Source organism: Wolbachia endosymbiont strain TRS of Brugia malayi, from assembly GCF_000008385.1.
Lineage (GTDB): Bacteria > Pseudomonadota > Alphaproteobacteria > Rickettsiales > Anaplasmataceae > Wolbachia.
On the sequence record NC_006833.1, the window covers coordinates 62,717 to 77,884 of the forward strand.

Annotated in this window: 13 protein-coding genes; 3 read left to right on the top strand and 10 right to left on the bottom strand. The window is 33.8% G+C overall.

What is annotated here, in order from left to right:
• Positions 1–174 precede the first annotated feature (174 nt).
• Both WBM_RS06035 and WBM_RS06040 read left to right on the top strand, forming a co-directional pair.
• Positions 175–342, top strand: a complete 168-nt coding sequence (locus tag WBM_RS06035) for a hypothetical protein (protein WP_225416132.1) — start codon at positions 175–177, stop codon at positions 340–342.
• A 388-nt stretch (positions 343–730) separates the two neighbouring features.
• The gene (locus WBM_RS06040) at positions 731–871 is read left to right on the top strand and encodes a hypothetical protein (RefSeq protein WP_225416133.1); all 141 of its coding nucleotides are present in this window, start codon (positions 731–733) and stop codon (positions 869–871) included.
• Between the two features lie 123 nt (positions 872–994).
• Here the strand turns inward: WBM_RS06040 and ffh are convergent, their stop codons facing one another.
• The 9 genes from ffh to rseP all read right to left on the bottom strand — a co-directional run bounded on the left by ffh (position 995) and on the right by rseP (position 14,435).
• On the bottom strand, positions 995–2,338 hold the full coding sequence (ffh, locus tag WBM_RS00295) for a signal recognition particle protein (RefSeq protein ID WP_011256251.1): 1,344 nt from the start codon (positions 2,336–2,338) through the stop codon (positions 995–997).
• Positions 2,323–3,873 carry a proton-conducting transporter membrane subunit gene (locus WBM_RS00300; protein WP_041571351.1) on the bottom strand — a complete coding sequence of 517 codons (1,551 nt, stop codon included), beginning with the start codon at positions 3,871–3,873 and terminating at the stop codon, positions 2,323–2,325. Before WBM_RS00300 ends, ffh begins: the two co-directional genes overlap by 16 nt.
• A 1,627-nt stretch (positions 3,874–5,500) precedes the next feature.
• A complete protein-coding gene (locus WBM_RS05240; protein WP_083750408.1) occupies positions 5,501–5,722 on the bottom strand; it encodes a DUF6444 domain-containing protein in 222 nt (73 codons plus the stop codon).
• Positions 5,723–6,313: 591 nt separating this feature from the next.
• Entirely contained in the window at positions 6,314–6,439 is a 126-nt protein-coding gene (locus tag WBM_RS06700) for a hypothetical protein (protein WP_255324092.1), read from the bottom strand.
• A 145-nt stretch (positions 6,440–6,584) separates the two neighbouring features.
• Entirely contained in the window at positions 6,585–9,902 is a 3,318-nt protein-coding gene (locus WBM_RS00310; protein ID WP_011256253.1) for an FAD-dependent oxidoreductase, read from the bottom strand.
• A gap of 45 nt (positions 9,903–9,947) precedes the next feature.
• Positions 9,948–10,388 carry a 3-hydroxyacyl-ACP dehydratase FabZ gene (gene fabZ, locus WBM_RS00315; RefSeq protein ID WP_011256254.1) on the bottom strand — a complete coding sequence of 147 codons (441 nt, stop codon included), beginning with the start codon at positions 10,386–10,388 and terminating at the stop codon, positions 9,948–9,950.
• A 17-nt stretch (positions 10,389–10,405) separates the two neighbouring features.
• Positions 10,406–10,966 carry an OmpH family outer membrane protein gene (locus WBM_RS00320; protein WP_011256255.1) on the bottom strand — a complete coding sequence of 187 codons (561 nt, stop codon included), beginning with the start codon at positions 10,964–10,966 and terminating at the stop codon, positions 10,406–10,408.
• Positions 10,967–13,303: an outer membrane protein assembly factor BamA gene (gene bamA / locus WBM_RS00325; RefSeq protein ID WP_011256256.1), complete on the bottom strand. Its 2,337-nt coding sequence runs from the start codon at positions 13,301–13,303 to the stop codon at positions 10,967–10,969.
• A gap of 7 nt (positions 13,304–13,310) precedes the next feature.
• Entirely contained in the window at positions 13,311–14,435 is a 1,125-nt protein-coding gene (gene rseP / locus WBM_RS00330) for an RIP metalloprotease RseP (RefSeq protein ID WP_011256257.1), read from the bottom strand.
• A gap of 102 nt (positions 14,436–14,537) precedes the next feature.
• Here rseP and WBM_RS00335 point away from each other — a divergent pair, with 102 nt between their 5' ends.
• Positions 14,538–14,813 (top strand): succinate dehydrogenase assembly factor 2, encoded by a 276-nt coding sequence (locus WBM_RS00335; protein ID WP_041571530.1) that lies wholly within the window; start codon positions 14,538–14,540, stop codon positions 14,811–14,813.
• Here the strand turns inward: WBM_RS00335 and WBM_RS00340 are convergent.
• Positions 14,791–15,108: a cell division protein ZapA gene (locus WBM_RS00340; RefSeq protein ID WP_011256259.1), complete on the bottom strand. Its 318-nt coding sequence runs from the start codon at positions 15,106–15,108 to the stop codon at positions 14,791–14,793. The genes WBM_RS00335 and WBM_RS00340 overlap by 23 nt on opposite strands.
• Positions 15,109–15,168 lie beyond the last annotated feature (60 nt).

Sequence of the window (15,168 nt, forward strand, 5' to 3'; positions counted from 1 at the left end):
TTGCGCAATCCTCACAGGGGAAAAAAGCAGTTTATTTGAAGCTCTATCAGAACAAGTTGGAAAGATGGATTTTAATGGTTTGGGTTTAGCAATTGATTGCCAAGGTTTGCAAAAGGAAGTGAATAAAGAATTGTTTATAAAATTGATTGAAGGAGCACTTATAAAATCCAACTTTTGAAAAGCCACTTAGAGGTAATAGAGGGTATTCTAAAATCTGTTGAACATGAGACGATAAGTAATATTATAAATAGTAATAAAGGCCCGTTAGGTAATCTTAACTATTTTAAATCAGCATCTGCAAATGAAAAAATTGCAATGGCTTCTGCTGGGGTGGTATTGTGAAAGTGACGTTTTCTCCACTTATTATGTTTGCCACATTAATGATGCTTGTAGCTGTTAGAGCGGATTATACAGGGATAAGGATAAGAAAAGCTGTGAAAAAATAAAGGAATGGGTGATTGAAGTAGGGAAAGCGATGAAAAATTTACTTAAAGATTTTATCAATCAATTACCTGAAGTTCGAGCAAGAGAGAATAATTTCGGTAGGTTATATAGGAAGTTGTCTAAATCTATTTATAGATACTGGTAAGTCAGAGAAAGAAGGTGAGGTAAAGAATGCTCGAAATAAGGCAAAGGTAATAGAAATGCTTCAAAACAAGGGACAACAGTCGGCTATAAAAGAGTTAATAAAGGATGGAACATTGATTTTCCAAAGGAAGAAGAGAATATTATGGACAGACTTGTAAAAAAGGGTTACAGTACTCATGAGAAGAATAATATGGCAGTACTTAAGGAGCTTATGGAGAAATTTCTACCTGCAATTATGGCCATTATTAACAACATAGAAGAGGTAAAAGAAAAAGTTAATTAGAAGGTAAGAAAGAAGCCACTTTCTACAATAGAGAGTCTAAGTTCTAAGTGAGTGGGTACAAGAGGACAATTCAAGCACCAATGGCTTTGTTGCATACTCATTAACACCAAAAAAAAAGCTGTTCTACTTCCTGCTTAACATATCCATTAAGTCAGATTCTTTGAATTTGCTATGGTCAACTTTGCTGAATTTATTAACCATTGCGCTCATTTGATCATATTGCTTAATTAAAAGATTGACATCTGGTACTCTTGTACCAGAGCCCTTCGCGATTCTAAGCCTCCTCTTGCCATTTAAAATATTCGGATCTTGCCTTTCTTTTTCAGTCATCGAATTTATGATAGCTATATATTTTTTCACTTTACTATCATCGGGCACTCCGCTACTTAGCTTTTTTGTAAATGAGCTTGGAATGAATTTCATTATATTGCTGATACCGTCCATTTTTTTTAGCGTTTTTAGCATTCTTACCAAGTCATTTAAGTCAAGTCTGCCTTTTTTTACTTTCTTTTGTAGTTTGTCAAATTCTTCCTGACCAACGATTTCGGCAGCTCTTTCAACCAATGAGATAACATCACCCATATCGAGTATCCTTTTTGCAATTCTATCGGGGTAAAAATCATCAAGGTCGCTTAGCTTTTCACCACAGGCAATGAACTTAATTGGGCAGTTAGTTACCATTTTCATAGAAAGGGCAGCGCCGCCACGTGCGTCACCATCAACACGGGTGAGAATAATACCGGTTACACCTATTGTTTCGTTAAATGATTTGGCTATGTTTACTGCATCCTGGCCAATCATCGCATCGGCTACTAAAATAACTTCTGCAGGTGAAGCTATTTTCTTCACAGTTTTCAACTCATTCATCATATTGTCGTCTATGTGAAGTCTACCCGCGGTATCTAGTATCAGCACATCATAATTATCGTTTTTTGCTGCCGCCAGTGCCCTTTTTGTAATTGCAGTAGGCTTCTCATCCGTTACTGTAGATAAAGTTTGTATGTCTATTTGTTTTCCAAGCACTTCAAGTTGTTTCTGGGCAGCAGGCCTGTAAATGTCCAAAGAGGCAAGCATCACTTTTTTCTTTTGTTTTTTTAGCTTTAAAGCAAGCTTTCCTGAGGTGGTTGTTTTACCTGCACCTTGCAAGCCTACCATCATGATTACAGCAGGAGGGTTGGCTCCTAGATTTAGATCACTTTTCTCCAGTCCAAGAATTGTAATTAAATTATCCTGCACGACTTTGATTATCATTTGTGCGGGAGAAACGCTTTTTATGACTTTTTCTCCTATTACTTTATCTTTAATGTCGTTGATAAATTTTTTTGCGACTTCAAGAGAAACATCAGCTTCAATTAAAGCTATGCGTATTTCACGTATAGCAAGGTTGAAGTCATCTTCAGAAATGATAGACTTTCCCTTGAGCTTATTAAATACAGAATTTAAACTTTCGGTTAATGATTTAAACATAGCAGCACTAACAAAATACTCATCAAAAAAAGAGAAGAAGCTGAAATAAAACTCACTGAATCATAACTTAGCGCTTCTTTAAGTTTATTAGCATTATTAAAGTATAAATTAGTGAGTGAATTAGTCAAGTTTTGCAGTGCACCAGCAGATATTTTCCTCATTTTGAAAATTAATTTATTGAACAGTGAAACAACATAGGGTATGAGAGCTCTAAAAATCCAATCGATATCCATTTTAAGATTTATTCTTGGCAAAAATAACTTACGTAAAGGAATAAATAGCAAAGTAACACATAGTAGTAAATTAAGTTGTGACCAGATGTTTTTTGTGTTATACGCAAGGTTAAAAATCGAGGGCTTGTTGTAAATAGGCAGGTAAGGATTGCCAGCGATCACGCATATAGATGCTAAAATAATCATAGCTACTCCTCCCCCCTTCTCTGCTAAAAGTTTGGACCTGCTTTTGGTAATAAATATATAATAAAGAAACTTGAGCCCCACACTTAAATAAAGTGATAAATTCAAAATCTTGTGTAAGTTTTTATACAATTCTAAGTTAGTACCATTCATTTTAATTTCGACTGCAATGTATGATTTGCTGATAAATCCAGCAGTTCCTGGAAATGCAGCCATTGTTAGTATTGCGATCAAAGCATATATTCCTTCCGCTGACATGAATTTACCCACTCTATTAAAATTTACTGCTTTTGTCCGCAAGATAATCGAGTTAGCAACAGCGGTGAGCAATAATTGATAGACAATGGAGAAAATTATGTTAAGTATAAGTAGTGGTATGGCATTTTTTGAATGGCTAAGCAGACTCCCTGTCATAATTAGTATGCCCATTTGTCCTACGACGTTGTAGGCTAAAAATCTACGGATATTTTGTTCAAGGGAAGTAAATATAATACCATAAATTGCAGTGATAGTACCCAAGAATGCTAATATTTCAGCGTGATCTTGCCAAAGGTTGTAGGTATGTAAAAGTGCTATTAAAAAAGAAATCTTAGTAGTAAATAGGGAAAGGTATGATGCACCGTGCAATGACGCAGCAGGGTATGCGTCAACAACCCAGAATGAAAAAGGAAAACAAGCACAAATTATTAATAAACCCATGATTATTAAATTAGGATTTTGAATCGCTAACCCTGCTGTTAGTATAATCCCGACAAAAAAGTGTACGCAAGCGTATCTTATTGCAGGTCCATTATCTTTGCAGCCGGCTGCAATAATAAAAGATGCGCTGATGGCCATTAATTCACAGAATATTATAACCGATATTATCTGCTTAGATAATATTGCACATAGTGAACTAATAGTGTAGGCAAAAAAAGATAGCATTTCTGAAAAGCTAAAATTTTTTGCTGGTAAGACAATTAAAAATGCAACTGATAAAAAAGATATTAGTATGATGCGAAAGGATAAATCAAAATTTAGAACTGGATAAGACCAATTTACTGTGACTTCAGGTAGTTTTAGAACTATAACCATTAATATAGTCAGCAGAAATAACAGTGAAGATTTGTAAAGTTGCACGATGATTTAAACTAATGTAGTTTATACTACCTTAATGTATAAGCAAAATCAATTTGCTTGTAGTTACTCTTAACTACTAATTAAACTAATTATCATATAATTATATCAGGGTTAAGGGGTTATAGGAGAACGGTCAGATTAGGTTTGTAATCTAACCTGACCGATAGCTTTAATAGTGAGGTAAGCTTTAATATAGCATCCTCGATTTGTAGTGCTACACTCGTGTACAATTCGTTTTAAATTTGTGCAGGAGTGTTAGTAGATTATTTACTTTTTGAAATAAAATTTAGCATTAATTTTTTATGGCTAACATAAAATCCTTGCTGTTTTCTGTGTTGCCTATATTAAAATAATTATTATAGCATGAAGTTATTAATAATATATATTTTAGCATAGCAGATACAGAAAAGGATGGTGAAATAGCAGCAGTTTGACAGTGTCATTCCAGTGCGTGACTCACAACTGTACGAACATTGGGTTTGATAGACTAGGATTCAAGTAGCTGATATAGGAACGAAAAATTTACTTAACACACTTTGCCAGCTCTCTTAATTATGGTAATAGGGCTATTTTATATAACTTCTAATTTGTGCAGATTAAATGACAAGAAGATTTTACATTTGGTGTACTGTTGTTTAATTTTTGCACTATATATACTGTAAGATTTCTAAATTAAAAAGCTTTTTAGACATCATCCAACATCAAGTTTTTAAAATTAAAGAGTTAGTGACTAGCTACTACTGGTCTTTTTACTTTTTTTCTGCTTAGTAAATTTCTTAAATATTTAAGCTAAGGTTAGTTACGGGTTAAAAGCAGCTAAAAAGATGTTCTACCCTTTTTCAAAATTTTTACATTAGTTGATAAAATCGTAAATCATCTACCAAATTTTATTTTTTTGCTTTTGTACCACAAATACTCTGTTATTGAGTGACTTGAGCGCCTGGCCAATTTTGCTCACTTCAATATTTTTACTATACGCAAATCTTTGAAAATCTCTTGTCAAATGTGTCCAACATATCTATCTATTTTCAAACTAAAATAATTGTACGCAGCGTATTGTTGCTTACAACTATGCCATTGTATTCTGGCAGTAAACTTTGCAACACCTTCTTGCCACGAGACTCGGTCATCTTTAGAAGTGTCAGAGCGCTTTGTTGTTATTACCCAACCCAGCCTCTTTCTCCTTGATTTCTGTGCTATGTTTCATCTATATGCAGGTTTCTTTCAATTCTTCCTTCATTTTCTCATATTCAGATGCGCATCTTTTGATACTCTGTGCTCAGTCTTTGATACTAAACTAAGACTTATATTGAGGTTAAATATACTGCTTAAAATTTGTTGTACTTTTCTTTTCGAGTTAATAAAAAAGCCACTTAGGCTGCTAATTGTTGTTTTAGCATTGAACCCTAGAGGACCTCTTGAAACCCCCATGGTTAAACTAGCTGAACCCTTCCTATCACAAGCTCTGTAATAGTTTCTTTGCAACCTGTACTCAGTTACGATTGGTTTGATTTCTGGTAATTCTACCTTTTAATGGACAATTTCATCTTCTAAAACAACCTTATTTCCACACACACAAACCTGATAAAATTGTATAGTCTACTACTATATTTGCTACCATCAAATCTCACTTATATACCTTATGCCCTGGCTGACCTCCTGGTTTTTTATCACTTTTCTTTTTTGTTTTTTTGCGATATATATCTTGCGATGGTGGTAGAGATGAACTTTTTGAGTTCAGACCCAGTTTATCTTCTAGCTCAATTATTTTTGCTTTTAAGCCATCATTTTCTATAATCAGAGCCTTTATTTCTTCTTTGAGATTAGCGTTTTTTGATTTGTACGCCACAATCTTTTCTGCAGCCCTGTTATCATACCCACTCTATACTTAGCTTCTCATGTCTTTACACTTTTACAATCACTTTGTAAATCCCTTATCTCCGTGAACGGTTATAAATTTCTTAAACATTTTTAGCTAAAGGCTAGTTATAACTATGAACCCAAATTTGCTTTTGTTAAGGTAATCCGCACAACAAATGGTATTATGCCAGCCTTGATACCCTCTCGGTGGAGCAAAATTACAATGTTCGTACAATTATGAACTTAGCCCACATTAGTTATAGACTCCAGTATCAAGTGTGTAGTGACAGGAGAGTAGTACATTTGAGTAACAGGTGCTGAAATCAGTAAGCTCTTAAGTAACAGATAGTTGTATAATGAAGATTAAATTGTAGACCCTGTAAGGAACTGTACTGTATATCAATATCTTCCTGTGTCTTATTTTTATAATCATCCACTAGTGTGTAATTAATATTAAACTTATTTAGTCTACGTTAATATTCATTGTAGAGATATTTTTCACCATAATCTTCCACTATGATATTTACGTAGTCAGCACTGTCAATATCAGAAAGCTTGTTACATATTTTTGAATCTTTAACTACATAGTGTTGTGTAAACTTGCATTCACTGCTGTCGTCTTTACAAAAAGAGAATTTTCTTTTTTAATCACTATCTGTGGTAATGATAAATCTATTGCCTTCTTTATCTTTTGCTGAAAACTCATTACTGCTCTTATTTATAGAATATTGTTCCTTTGGAAATGTAAATGTTAAATGATATGTAATAATACTACCTTAATAAAAAGAGCTATTATAGTGTAGATTTATTATAAATAATATATATTATAGTATAATTAATCTAGAATAAACTTAATAAACCTCAGTAGGCCTACCAGTTGGACCCATAAGAATGATTTGCTCACCTTCTCTTAAGTATCTGCATAAATTAGTAGAGCCTCCGGTTTCCAGCACAATAGTGGAAATAAGTCCTTTTTTTTTGTTTACTTCAGTGCCGGTTACAGCTATACCTTCCATAGCAAAAGTTGTATTATTGATTTTTCTACTATTGGTTTCGAAATTTTGTAACCTAAAGAATTGTCCAGGTTGAAAGTTTTTTGCAGCAAGTGGTGCTTTAATTACTACTTCCACAACTTTATCTGTTAAATATTGGACTTTTACTACTTTCGCAGTAAATTGTTCTTTAATCCTGTTAAAGAATTCTTCATTAGTTCGGTGACTTAGTGTCATTCCAGTACGTAACACTGGGGTCCAATTCTTTGTTAATTTCGCCGAAAATGTTGCATATTGCGTTTGTTTATAACCGATTTTGCTGAACCCCAGTGTCACGCACTGGGGTGACAAGAAAGAAGAACTGGAATGATACCCTTTCTGGTGGAGGTTGCTTTTAAGCCATAATGTTTGTATGGCTGTGTGTCTGGGCACTGAGATGACATCCTTTGTGATGAAAGTTACCCTTATATTATAACATTCATATAGTTGCGTATGTGACGCTGAGATTCCAGTATTAAGTACTGAGGTAATAGGAGAAGATATTGGAATGACAGTAGCGGTGTTAGCTCCACTCAAAAGCTGGGAAATAATAGGGTAACCGTTCTTGGCGCTTGCCATAGCTTTCACGACGCTGCCACTATACGAAGGGTGAAGGTCGCCAAAAAAACTAATTGTTCTACCACCTTGTTTATACACTAATATTCTATCTTTGTTTTGCATTTTAGGAGAGAGTATTGGATCTATTTCCTCTCCTAGTGAGTTTAGGTGGGTGAAATATCCATTGCTTAATTTAAAGTGCTTTTTATCTTCTGTTGCAATAACCGTGTTTGGCTCAGTGCCTGCTGCTATGAGGATAGAGCGTGCTTTTATATACTTAATTTCATGAGATTTTGTGTCGATCAGTTTTATTGACTCAATATGGCTATATTTATCCGTCATAATTTCAACTGGCTCTGAGTTTTCGATGAAGTAGATTCCTTCTGACAATGCATTTTGCACCTCTTCGCTATTTAATCGATAACTTGGCGAATCTTTTAGCTCTTTTCTGTATACAACTTTCACTCCCCCTAAGCTCTGCATTAGCTCCAATATTTTTGCTTCTCTATTCTCTTTTTTCGCTAATTCTTTCTCTTTGCAGATCAGCTGTGCGTGTGATATAAACTCGTCCGCAATTTCGCGTTCTTCTTCTGTCCAGTCTTTTTCAACATAGTCTTTTCCATATTTATCAACCAATACTTCGTAACGAAGAAGAAATTTTTCTGCTTGAATTGGATAGTACGCTAAAGCTTCGGTTGCAGTGTCAATTGCGGTGAGTCCCGCACCTATGATAACTATCGGCATACGGACTTGCAGGTTTGCTAAGGAATCAAGTTTGAGAGCACCAGTGAGTTGTAATGACATCAGAAAATCGGAAGCCATACGCACTCCACGAGCTAGTATATTCTTTATTTTTATCATTCTTGGTTTGCCAGAACCAAGTGCTAGGGCTATGTGATTAAAACCCAAATTGAACGCATCATCAACGGTTACTGTGCCACAGAAGCGAATACCTCCATAGATTGCAAAATTCTCACGTCTTTCCAGTAATAATCTAATGATCTTTAAGTAATTTTTATCCCACCGAGAGGTAATGCCGTATTCTGCTACTCCACCAAACCCGTCAGCTATACGTTCACTCAATTTTTCATGTTTAAAATCTTTAATTGGCTGGAGATCATCGTTCAAAGGCTCTATTTTTAATCCATCAATAGCGATAACATTGTGTCCATCATTTAATAAATGATGAGCTAAGTTAAAACCTGCAGGACCGAGCCCAACAACTAAGACGTTTTTTCCAGTATTTTCTTTTGGCAATGGCTGCTGAAAGTTTAAGGGGTTCCAGCGGCTAAGTAGAGAATATATTTCAAATCCATACGGCAAACTGAGCACATCATCCAAAATTCTTGTTTCAACCATTGGCACATTCACGGGTTCTTGTTTTTGATATATGCATGAATTCATGCAGTCATTGCATATTTTATATCCGGTAGCTGCACATAGCGGATTATCTATCATCGCAATTGCAAGGCTTGCTATGTTGTACCCTTCACTTTTCACCAGATTCATTTCTGATATTTTCTGTTCCAGTGGGCAGCCGTGCAGTTCAACCTTGAGTGGTGATCTTTTAAAGGTATTGTAGTTATTCAATAGACTTTTTATGCATCCCTCTGACATCTGAGTGCATTTCCCTGTCATCCCGGTGCTTGATACCGGGATCCACTCTTCTTTTTTTTTGGATTTCAGTGTCATATGCTGGAATGACAACGAAGTTTCCAATAACCCTTTTGAACAGCTATCCTTATTTTGTTTATGACAGAATATGCAATAGTGAGCATTATCTAATGCTTTATCTAAACTTACCTTTTCACTTGTTAGATCAAAGCCATATCGTCTTTTTATTTTGTTTGAATACAGCACTTCAACTTTATCCACTTCTTTTTTAGAAAATGATATCAGATTTTCGTGATCAATTTTTCTGTGAATGTTAAAGAGTATACTTCGTTTATTTTTCACTCTCCACGCTGCATATTGTGCTGCAAGTTCTATTTCATCTTTATGGTTTTCTCTGTCTTCAAACCAGTGCATCACCTGCTCGGCAAAAATTTTTTCTGTTGTTGGTAAAGTAAGAAAGCAATTTAGTTCACTGGTAACATAATCAATATCTATATTCTCTGTATCGGCATATTTCTTCAATGCGTAGCGCTGAACAAATAACCTTTTACATTTGTATATTACAGCAAAGTCGTTGTGCTTTTTCTTTAACTCTTCTATTTCTTTTTCAACATTGAAAAGTTTTGCAATAAACCCATCGAGTAAATACGCAAGATCTATAATCAACTGGCTATCTGTCATTTGACTAGCTGACATTGGGTGTTTCCTGGATTCTAGTGTCGCGCACTGGAATGACACCGAAGAAGAAGCTGTGTTTTTGCTTGACACTGGTTCTTTTTTTCTAGATTCTGATGTCCAATACTGAAATGATGCTGAAGAAGGGGTTGTTTCTTCTCTCGCTTCAATCAATGAGCAAAATAAATCTTCATCGCATGATTTGATATAATCTAAAAATGCCTCGTCTAATTTTATTAATCCATTGCGAGTGTATAAATTCGAAAATGAGGCATTAAAATTCAGCAGCATTACTATATTATACAGCACATATACTGTTTTTCACAGATAAAAATTTTATATGTTTTGCAGCATAGCTAAAATTGTTGCTTCTGCAACTTTTTCCTCGCCAACATATGCGAAACACTCAAATTTACAAACGCTTAAGCGTGCATTTTTAAAGTCAGCTTGGAGAATCAATGTATCTCCTGGGGTAACTGGCTTCCTGAATTTTGCATTTTCAATGGACATAAGGTAAACAACTTTATTTTCCATCGTACTTTTACTGCCTTTGCCAAGAATACATATTGCAGATGCCTGGGCCAAGGATTCAACTATTAAAACTCCTGGCATTATTGGATGATTGGGAAAGTGGCCAATAAAAAACGGCTCATTGAAAGTCACATTTTTAATTGCTTTTATACTTTTACTTGGATCGCATTCTATCACTCTATCTACTAAGAGAAATGGATAAGAGTGTGGTAATATTTTTATAATATCACTGATATTAAACTGCATGATACCTTAGAGTAAGCCTAGTTAACTCCTTTCAAAGTAAATTCTGGTATTTCCTTATTTATATTTTTTAATACTACATCTGATAAATCAATTTCATTCATGGAGTATAAAACTTGATTTTTCTTTGAAATAAATAATACTAAGTCTATGTTGTTTTTTTCTGCTGTTTTTTTAGCAACTTCTTTTATCTTGTTAAAAACACTATCTACTGCGTCCCTATAACTTTCTTCCAGGTATGACATTTTTTTAGTGTAATTATCTCTAGCATTTAAAGCTAGCTTGTTAAATTGCTCAGCCCTTTCTTTTTTTGCTTCTTCTGACAAAAGTTCAAGTTCTTCTTTGGAAGGCTTAAGTTTGTCTAGCTCATTTTCGAACTCCTGCTGCAGCTTAGAGTTTTGCTCTTTTATTTGCTGTTGTATATTGTGCAAAGCAAGAGATTCATTGATAACTTTGTCACTATCAATAATTGCAACTTTTATGTTAAGCACACTCTGAGGTTGGTGTTTTACAACCTTGTAACCTGCAAATAAGGAAATAACTAAGGCAATAACTGATATAAACAATTGTGTATATTTCATTTAAATCCCCACTTCAATAGAAAATTTAATATTTGATGATGGTATTATATCATAGGGCTCCTTAGCTAAAGGAAATCCAAAATCTAACCTAAATCTACCACCAAAAGGAGAAGGCATTGAAAAACCAAAGCCTGGTGAAACTCTCACGAGCTTACTATCGTGATATTTCCCCTCATACTCCTTTTTAATATCTAAGCCAAAAAGTGTTGCATAGTCAACAAATAATGAGCCTTTGATACCAACGTAATCGTATAATTTTGGTAGTGGAAAATCCACTTGTTGTGTTAGATTAAAATAAGTTTTGCCTCCTAACGAACTTTTATTTTTATCTTTTGCTCTTGGCCCAATACCAGAAAGGTCAAACCCCCTAATCTCATTACCGCCTTTAAAAAAGCGCTGGCCAATGTTTAGCTCTTTATCAGTATAGGAAAAAATATAACCTGCTGCCATTTTAAAACGCAGTATTATATCATCATCAATTTTACTTAATATAGGATGCGTATAAAAAGATAAGAATTCAGATTTTAGGAAATTCATATTTCCTCCAAGCCCAGAGATATCCTGACTTAAACGCAACAAATACCCCTCTCTTGGAGCATAAAGATTGTCCAGTTTATTATATGCTAATGTATATCCTACTGATGAAATTTGGTATTCACCTTGTTGACTCCGTATTATCTCAGAGATATCTTCATCTTTTCCACCCTTATTGTCCATGTGTATATGGTTATACTTATAAGAATAACGAATAGAATTAGTTAAGTTTTCTATAATTTTATGTAATAATTGTGCTATCCCTCCCCAGTCACAGCTATCAAAAGTAGTGTTTGGTTTATCTTGTCTTTCATAAAATACATCTACACCTAGTGATGTATCAGAATCATTAAAGTTATTTTCAACAACTTCTACATTGGTAGAAAATACATATTGACTTTTCTCAAGGGCGAAGGAGAGCTCTTTTCCAGTACCAAATAGATTACGGTCTTTGAAATCAGTTTTTATAAATGCTCCACCAGGAAAAGATACACCTCCTCCTAAATACAACGAAGTAGTATTTTTTTCTTTAACATTTAAGTCAAGATTTACTGCATTATCATTAATTGCATAACTATTTATTTTTACTGTTTCGAAGAAATCACTACCAATTAGTCTTCTACGTGACTTTTGAACCTCAGATGTATTGTACGCGTCACCTTCTGCTACACTGAGCTTGCTTCTAATTACTTTATCTAAAGTACGATCATTACCGTCGATTGTAATCTGATTTATATAAATTTTTTTACCTGGCAACACTCTATAAGTTACATCTACAACATTACCGTGCTGTGTGTATTCTGGATTAACTTTTGCAAATATATATCCTATCTCGTTTAAATACTTGTTTATTTTTTCTACTGCATTGCTCACTTTAACCCTATCGAATACTTTATTGTCTTCTTTAGTTATCAGTTCCAATACTTTCTCTTTTAAGTCTGGATCTTGAATTTCAGCTTCAACATTAACTTTGTTACTTCCAAATAAATATTGTTGTCCTTCATCGATTAAAAAAGTTAACTCTATTTGATTATTATTATCAATTTCGGCAATTGGCTGAATACTATTATTAATATACCCCTTGGATGAATAAAAGCGATCGAGTAATTCTTCATTAGTTAACAAATACTGTGGCGAATAATGATTTCCACCTTTAAAAATGGCTCTAAACAACTTATTAAATATATCATTACTTTGCACTTTTATAGCTCGCTCTAGCTCATTTTCAGAAAAGTTTTTATTACCTATAAATCTTACACTCTTAACTCTAGAGGTTTTACCTTCCTTTACTTTAAAGATTAAATTAACCCTATTACCATCAAGCTTGTCCAGCTCATATTCAACTTTAACACCAATCTTACCATTATGTCTGTAGAGAGTGACTAAATTCACTAAATCACTCTGCAATTTTGTCTCAGTGAAAATAGTTAAAGGTTTTGATTGGATAACATTATTTAGTAGTTCTTTGCTTTTAAATTGCTTATTACCTTTTAATATTACCTTGTTAATCAACGGATTTTCTTGGACTTTTATTACCAATTTTTTTTCATTATCGATATAGGCATGAACACTAGCAAATAACTTTGTTTTATATAAGCTTTTTATAATCGAATCTATGTCGTCGTCATTTACATAACTATCGGGCTCTAATTTGATATAAAACTTTATTGTTTGATCGCCAACCCGCTCATTGCCAATGCATTTGATATCCTTTATTTGTGTTTTTTCATTATTTTCTGAAGCGGCAAGTAGGATAGGAAAAGAGATAAAAATTACTATTAGTATATAAGATAGTTTTCTCATATTTATCTTAAAAAAGATGCCTTATATCATTTGAGATTGCGATTGCCATTAGCAAGAACAAAACGGAAGCACCAAAAGTAGCTGCATATTTTTGATACTTCAAACTCAAATCTCTACGTATAACTGCTTCTATAATGTAGTGAAATAAATGTCCACCATCGAGTAATGGAATTGGCAGCAAGTTAATCGCAGCTAAATTAGCTGAGATAATTGCCATAAAGTATAAAACCATAATAAATCCTTTTTTAGCTGATTGCCCTGAATATTTTGCGATTTTTATCGGTCCACCTATTTCATTTACACTCCTCTTACCAACGATAATTTGAAAGAGAGCTTTGATTGTTAAGCACATAGTATGATAAGTTTCGCTTACTGACAAGCTCACAGCTCCAAAAAAAGATGACTGCCTTAACTCCTTTATGTTAACTGAAGTAATTCCTATGGTTTTTCTTTCTATTATGTTGCCAAAAATATCCTTATCTTCAATTGTCAATGGGGTAAGACTAGTGCTATACTCCTCATTATTCCTACTATATTTAATTTCTATTTTCGTTTCAGGGTTTGACATCATTACACGTGAAATATCTTCAAAGTATTTTATTTTATACTCATTAATCTGTGTAATAGTGTCACCTGGTAATAGGCCAGCCTGCTTTGCTGCACTGCCTTCAATCACCTTTCCAATTACTGGTGGAGTGTGATAATAACCTACTACACTAAAAAATACCGTCAGGGCTATAATGGCAAATATCATATTTGCAAATGGTCCTGCAAAAACTATTGCTGCTTTTTGATATCGAGGTTTTGTATGGAGTGAATATGACTTTTCCTCTTCGGTTAATTCTTGTTGATCAATTGGGGTGTTCGCTGCATTGTTGTCTCCTAGCATTTTAACATAGCCGCCAAGTGGAATAGCACTTAATTTCCATCTGGTTCCAGACTTATCGTAAAAACCAAAAATTCCTGGACCGAAGCCTATAGAAAAAGACTCAACTTTAACTTTGTATGCTTTGGCAATAATGTAATGTCCATATTCGTGCACAAATACTATGACAGAGATAATTAAGGAAAATGACAAAAAATTATATATTCCACCGCCAAGTTGATGGATAAGATTAGAAATTAGTTCCACCTATGTTTTTTTTAGATCTTAACCAAGTGTTAAGTATATTAAAACATGCCTCGCTTGACAAATGCTTAATTTAATCTTTTAATTAAAAAAAATTCAATGACAATGACAGATATCTCTTTACTAAGAAGAAAATTGATATATAGAAGCTGGCATAGAGGCTGCAAAGAAACCGATATCCTTTTAGGATACTTTGCGCTGAATTATCTTGATAAATTTTCCCTGAACGAACTAATTGAGTATGAAAAAATAGTTGATCTTGATGACTATGAGTTATATTGCTATATAACTTGCAAGACAAATCTTCCTTCTAACTTAAGTAGTGATATAGTCAATTTGATTACTCATTTTATTAAAGCTAATCCTTTATGCACTCAATGATCTTATTTACCCTATCTAATACTTCAGTATATTCTGTTCTTTTTTCGTTTTTATAGTTTTCACGTTTTTGATTTATTTCATCCAACTTTTTTGTTAGCTCTAAAACTTTATCTTCAAGAATCAATGCTGCAAGCAGGAAATTTAATGTATCCGAGCCCTTACCTCCAGTTTTGTGAGATATAGAACTAACTAGTTTGTTAAAACTATTAGCAAGATGTAGTAAATGATCCTTCTTTCCACTTTCACAAGATATTTTATATGTACTATTACGTATAACTATTTCTACTACTTGCATATAATGCTGAAAGTTTTTATTGTACAGTGTTAACTTAAACCTCTGCTTTTATCTTGTTTG

Excerpts from the sequence above, each read along its gene's own strand:
- WBM_RS06040 (WP_225416133.1), top strand. The coding sequence starts at position 731 with ATGGACAGACTTGTAAAAAAGGGTTACAGTACTCATGAGAAGAATAAT.
- ffh (WP_011256251.1), bottom strand. The coding sequence starts at position 2,338 with ATGTTTAAATCATTAACCGAAAGTTTAAATTCTGTATTTAATAAGCTC.
- WBM_RS06700 (WP_255324092.1), bottom strand. The coding sequence starts at position 6,439 with ATGAGTTTTCAGCAAAAGATAAAGAAGGCAATAGATTTATCATTACCA.
- WBM_RS00310 (WP_011256253.1), bottom strand. The coding sequence starts at position 9,902 with ATGCTGCTGAATTTTAATGCCTCATTTTCGAATTTATACACTCGCAAT.
- fabZ (WP_011256254.1), bottom strand. The coding sequence starts at position 10,388 with ATGCAGTTTAATATCAGTGATATTATAAAAATATTACCACACTCTTAT.
- WBM_RS00320 (WP_011256255.1), bottom strand. The coding sequence starts at position 10,966 with ATGAAATATACACAATTGTTTATATCAGTTATTGCCTTAGTTATTTCC.
- bamA (WP_011256256.1), bottom strand. The coding sequence starts at position 13,303 with ATGAGAAAACTATCTTATATACTAATAGTAATTTTTATCTCTTTTCCT.
- WBM_RS00335 (WP_041571530.1), top strand. The coding sequence starts at position 14,538 with ATGACAGATATCTCTTTACTAAGAAGAAAATTGATATATAGAAGCTGG.
- WBM_RS00340 (WP_011256259.1), bottom strand. The coding sequence starts at position 15,108 with ATGCAAGTAGTAGAAATAGTTATACGTAATAGTACATATAAAATATCT.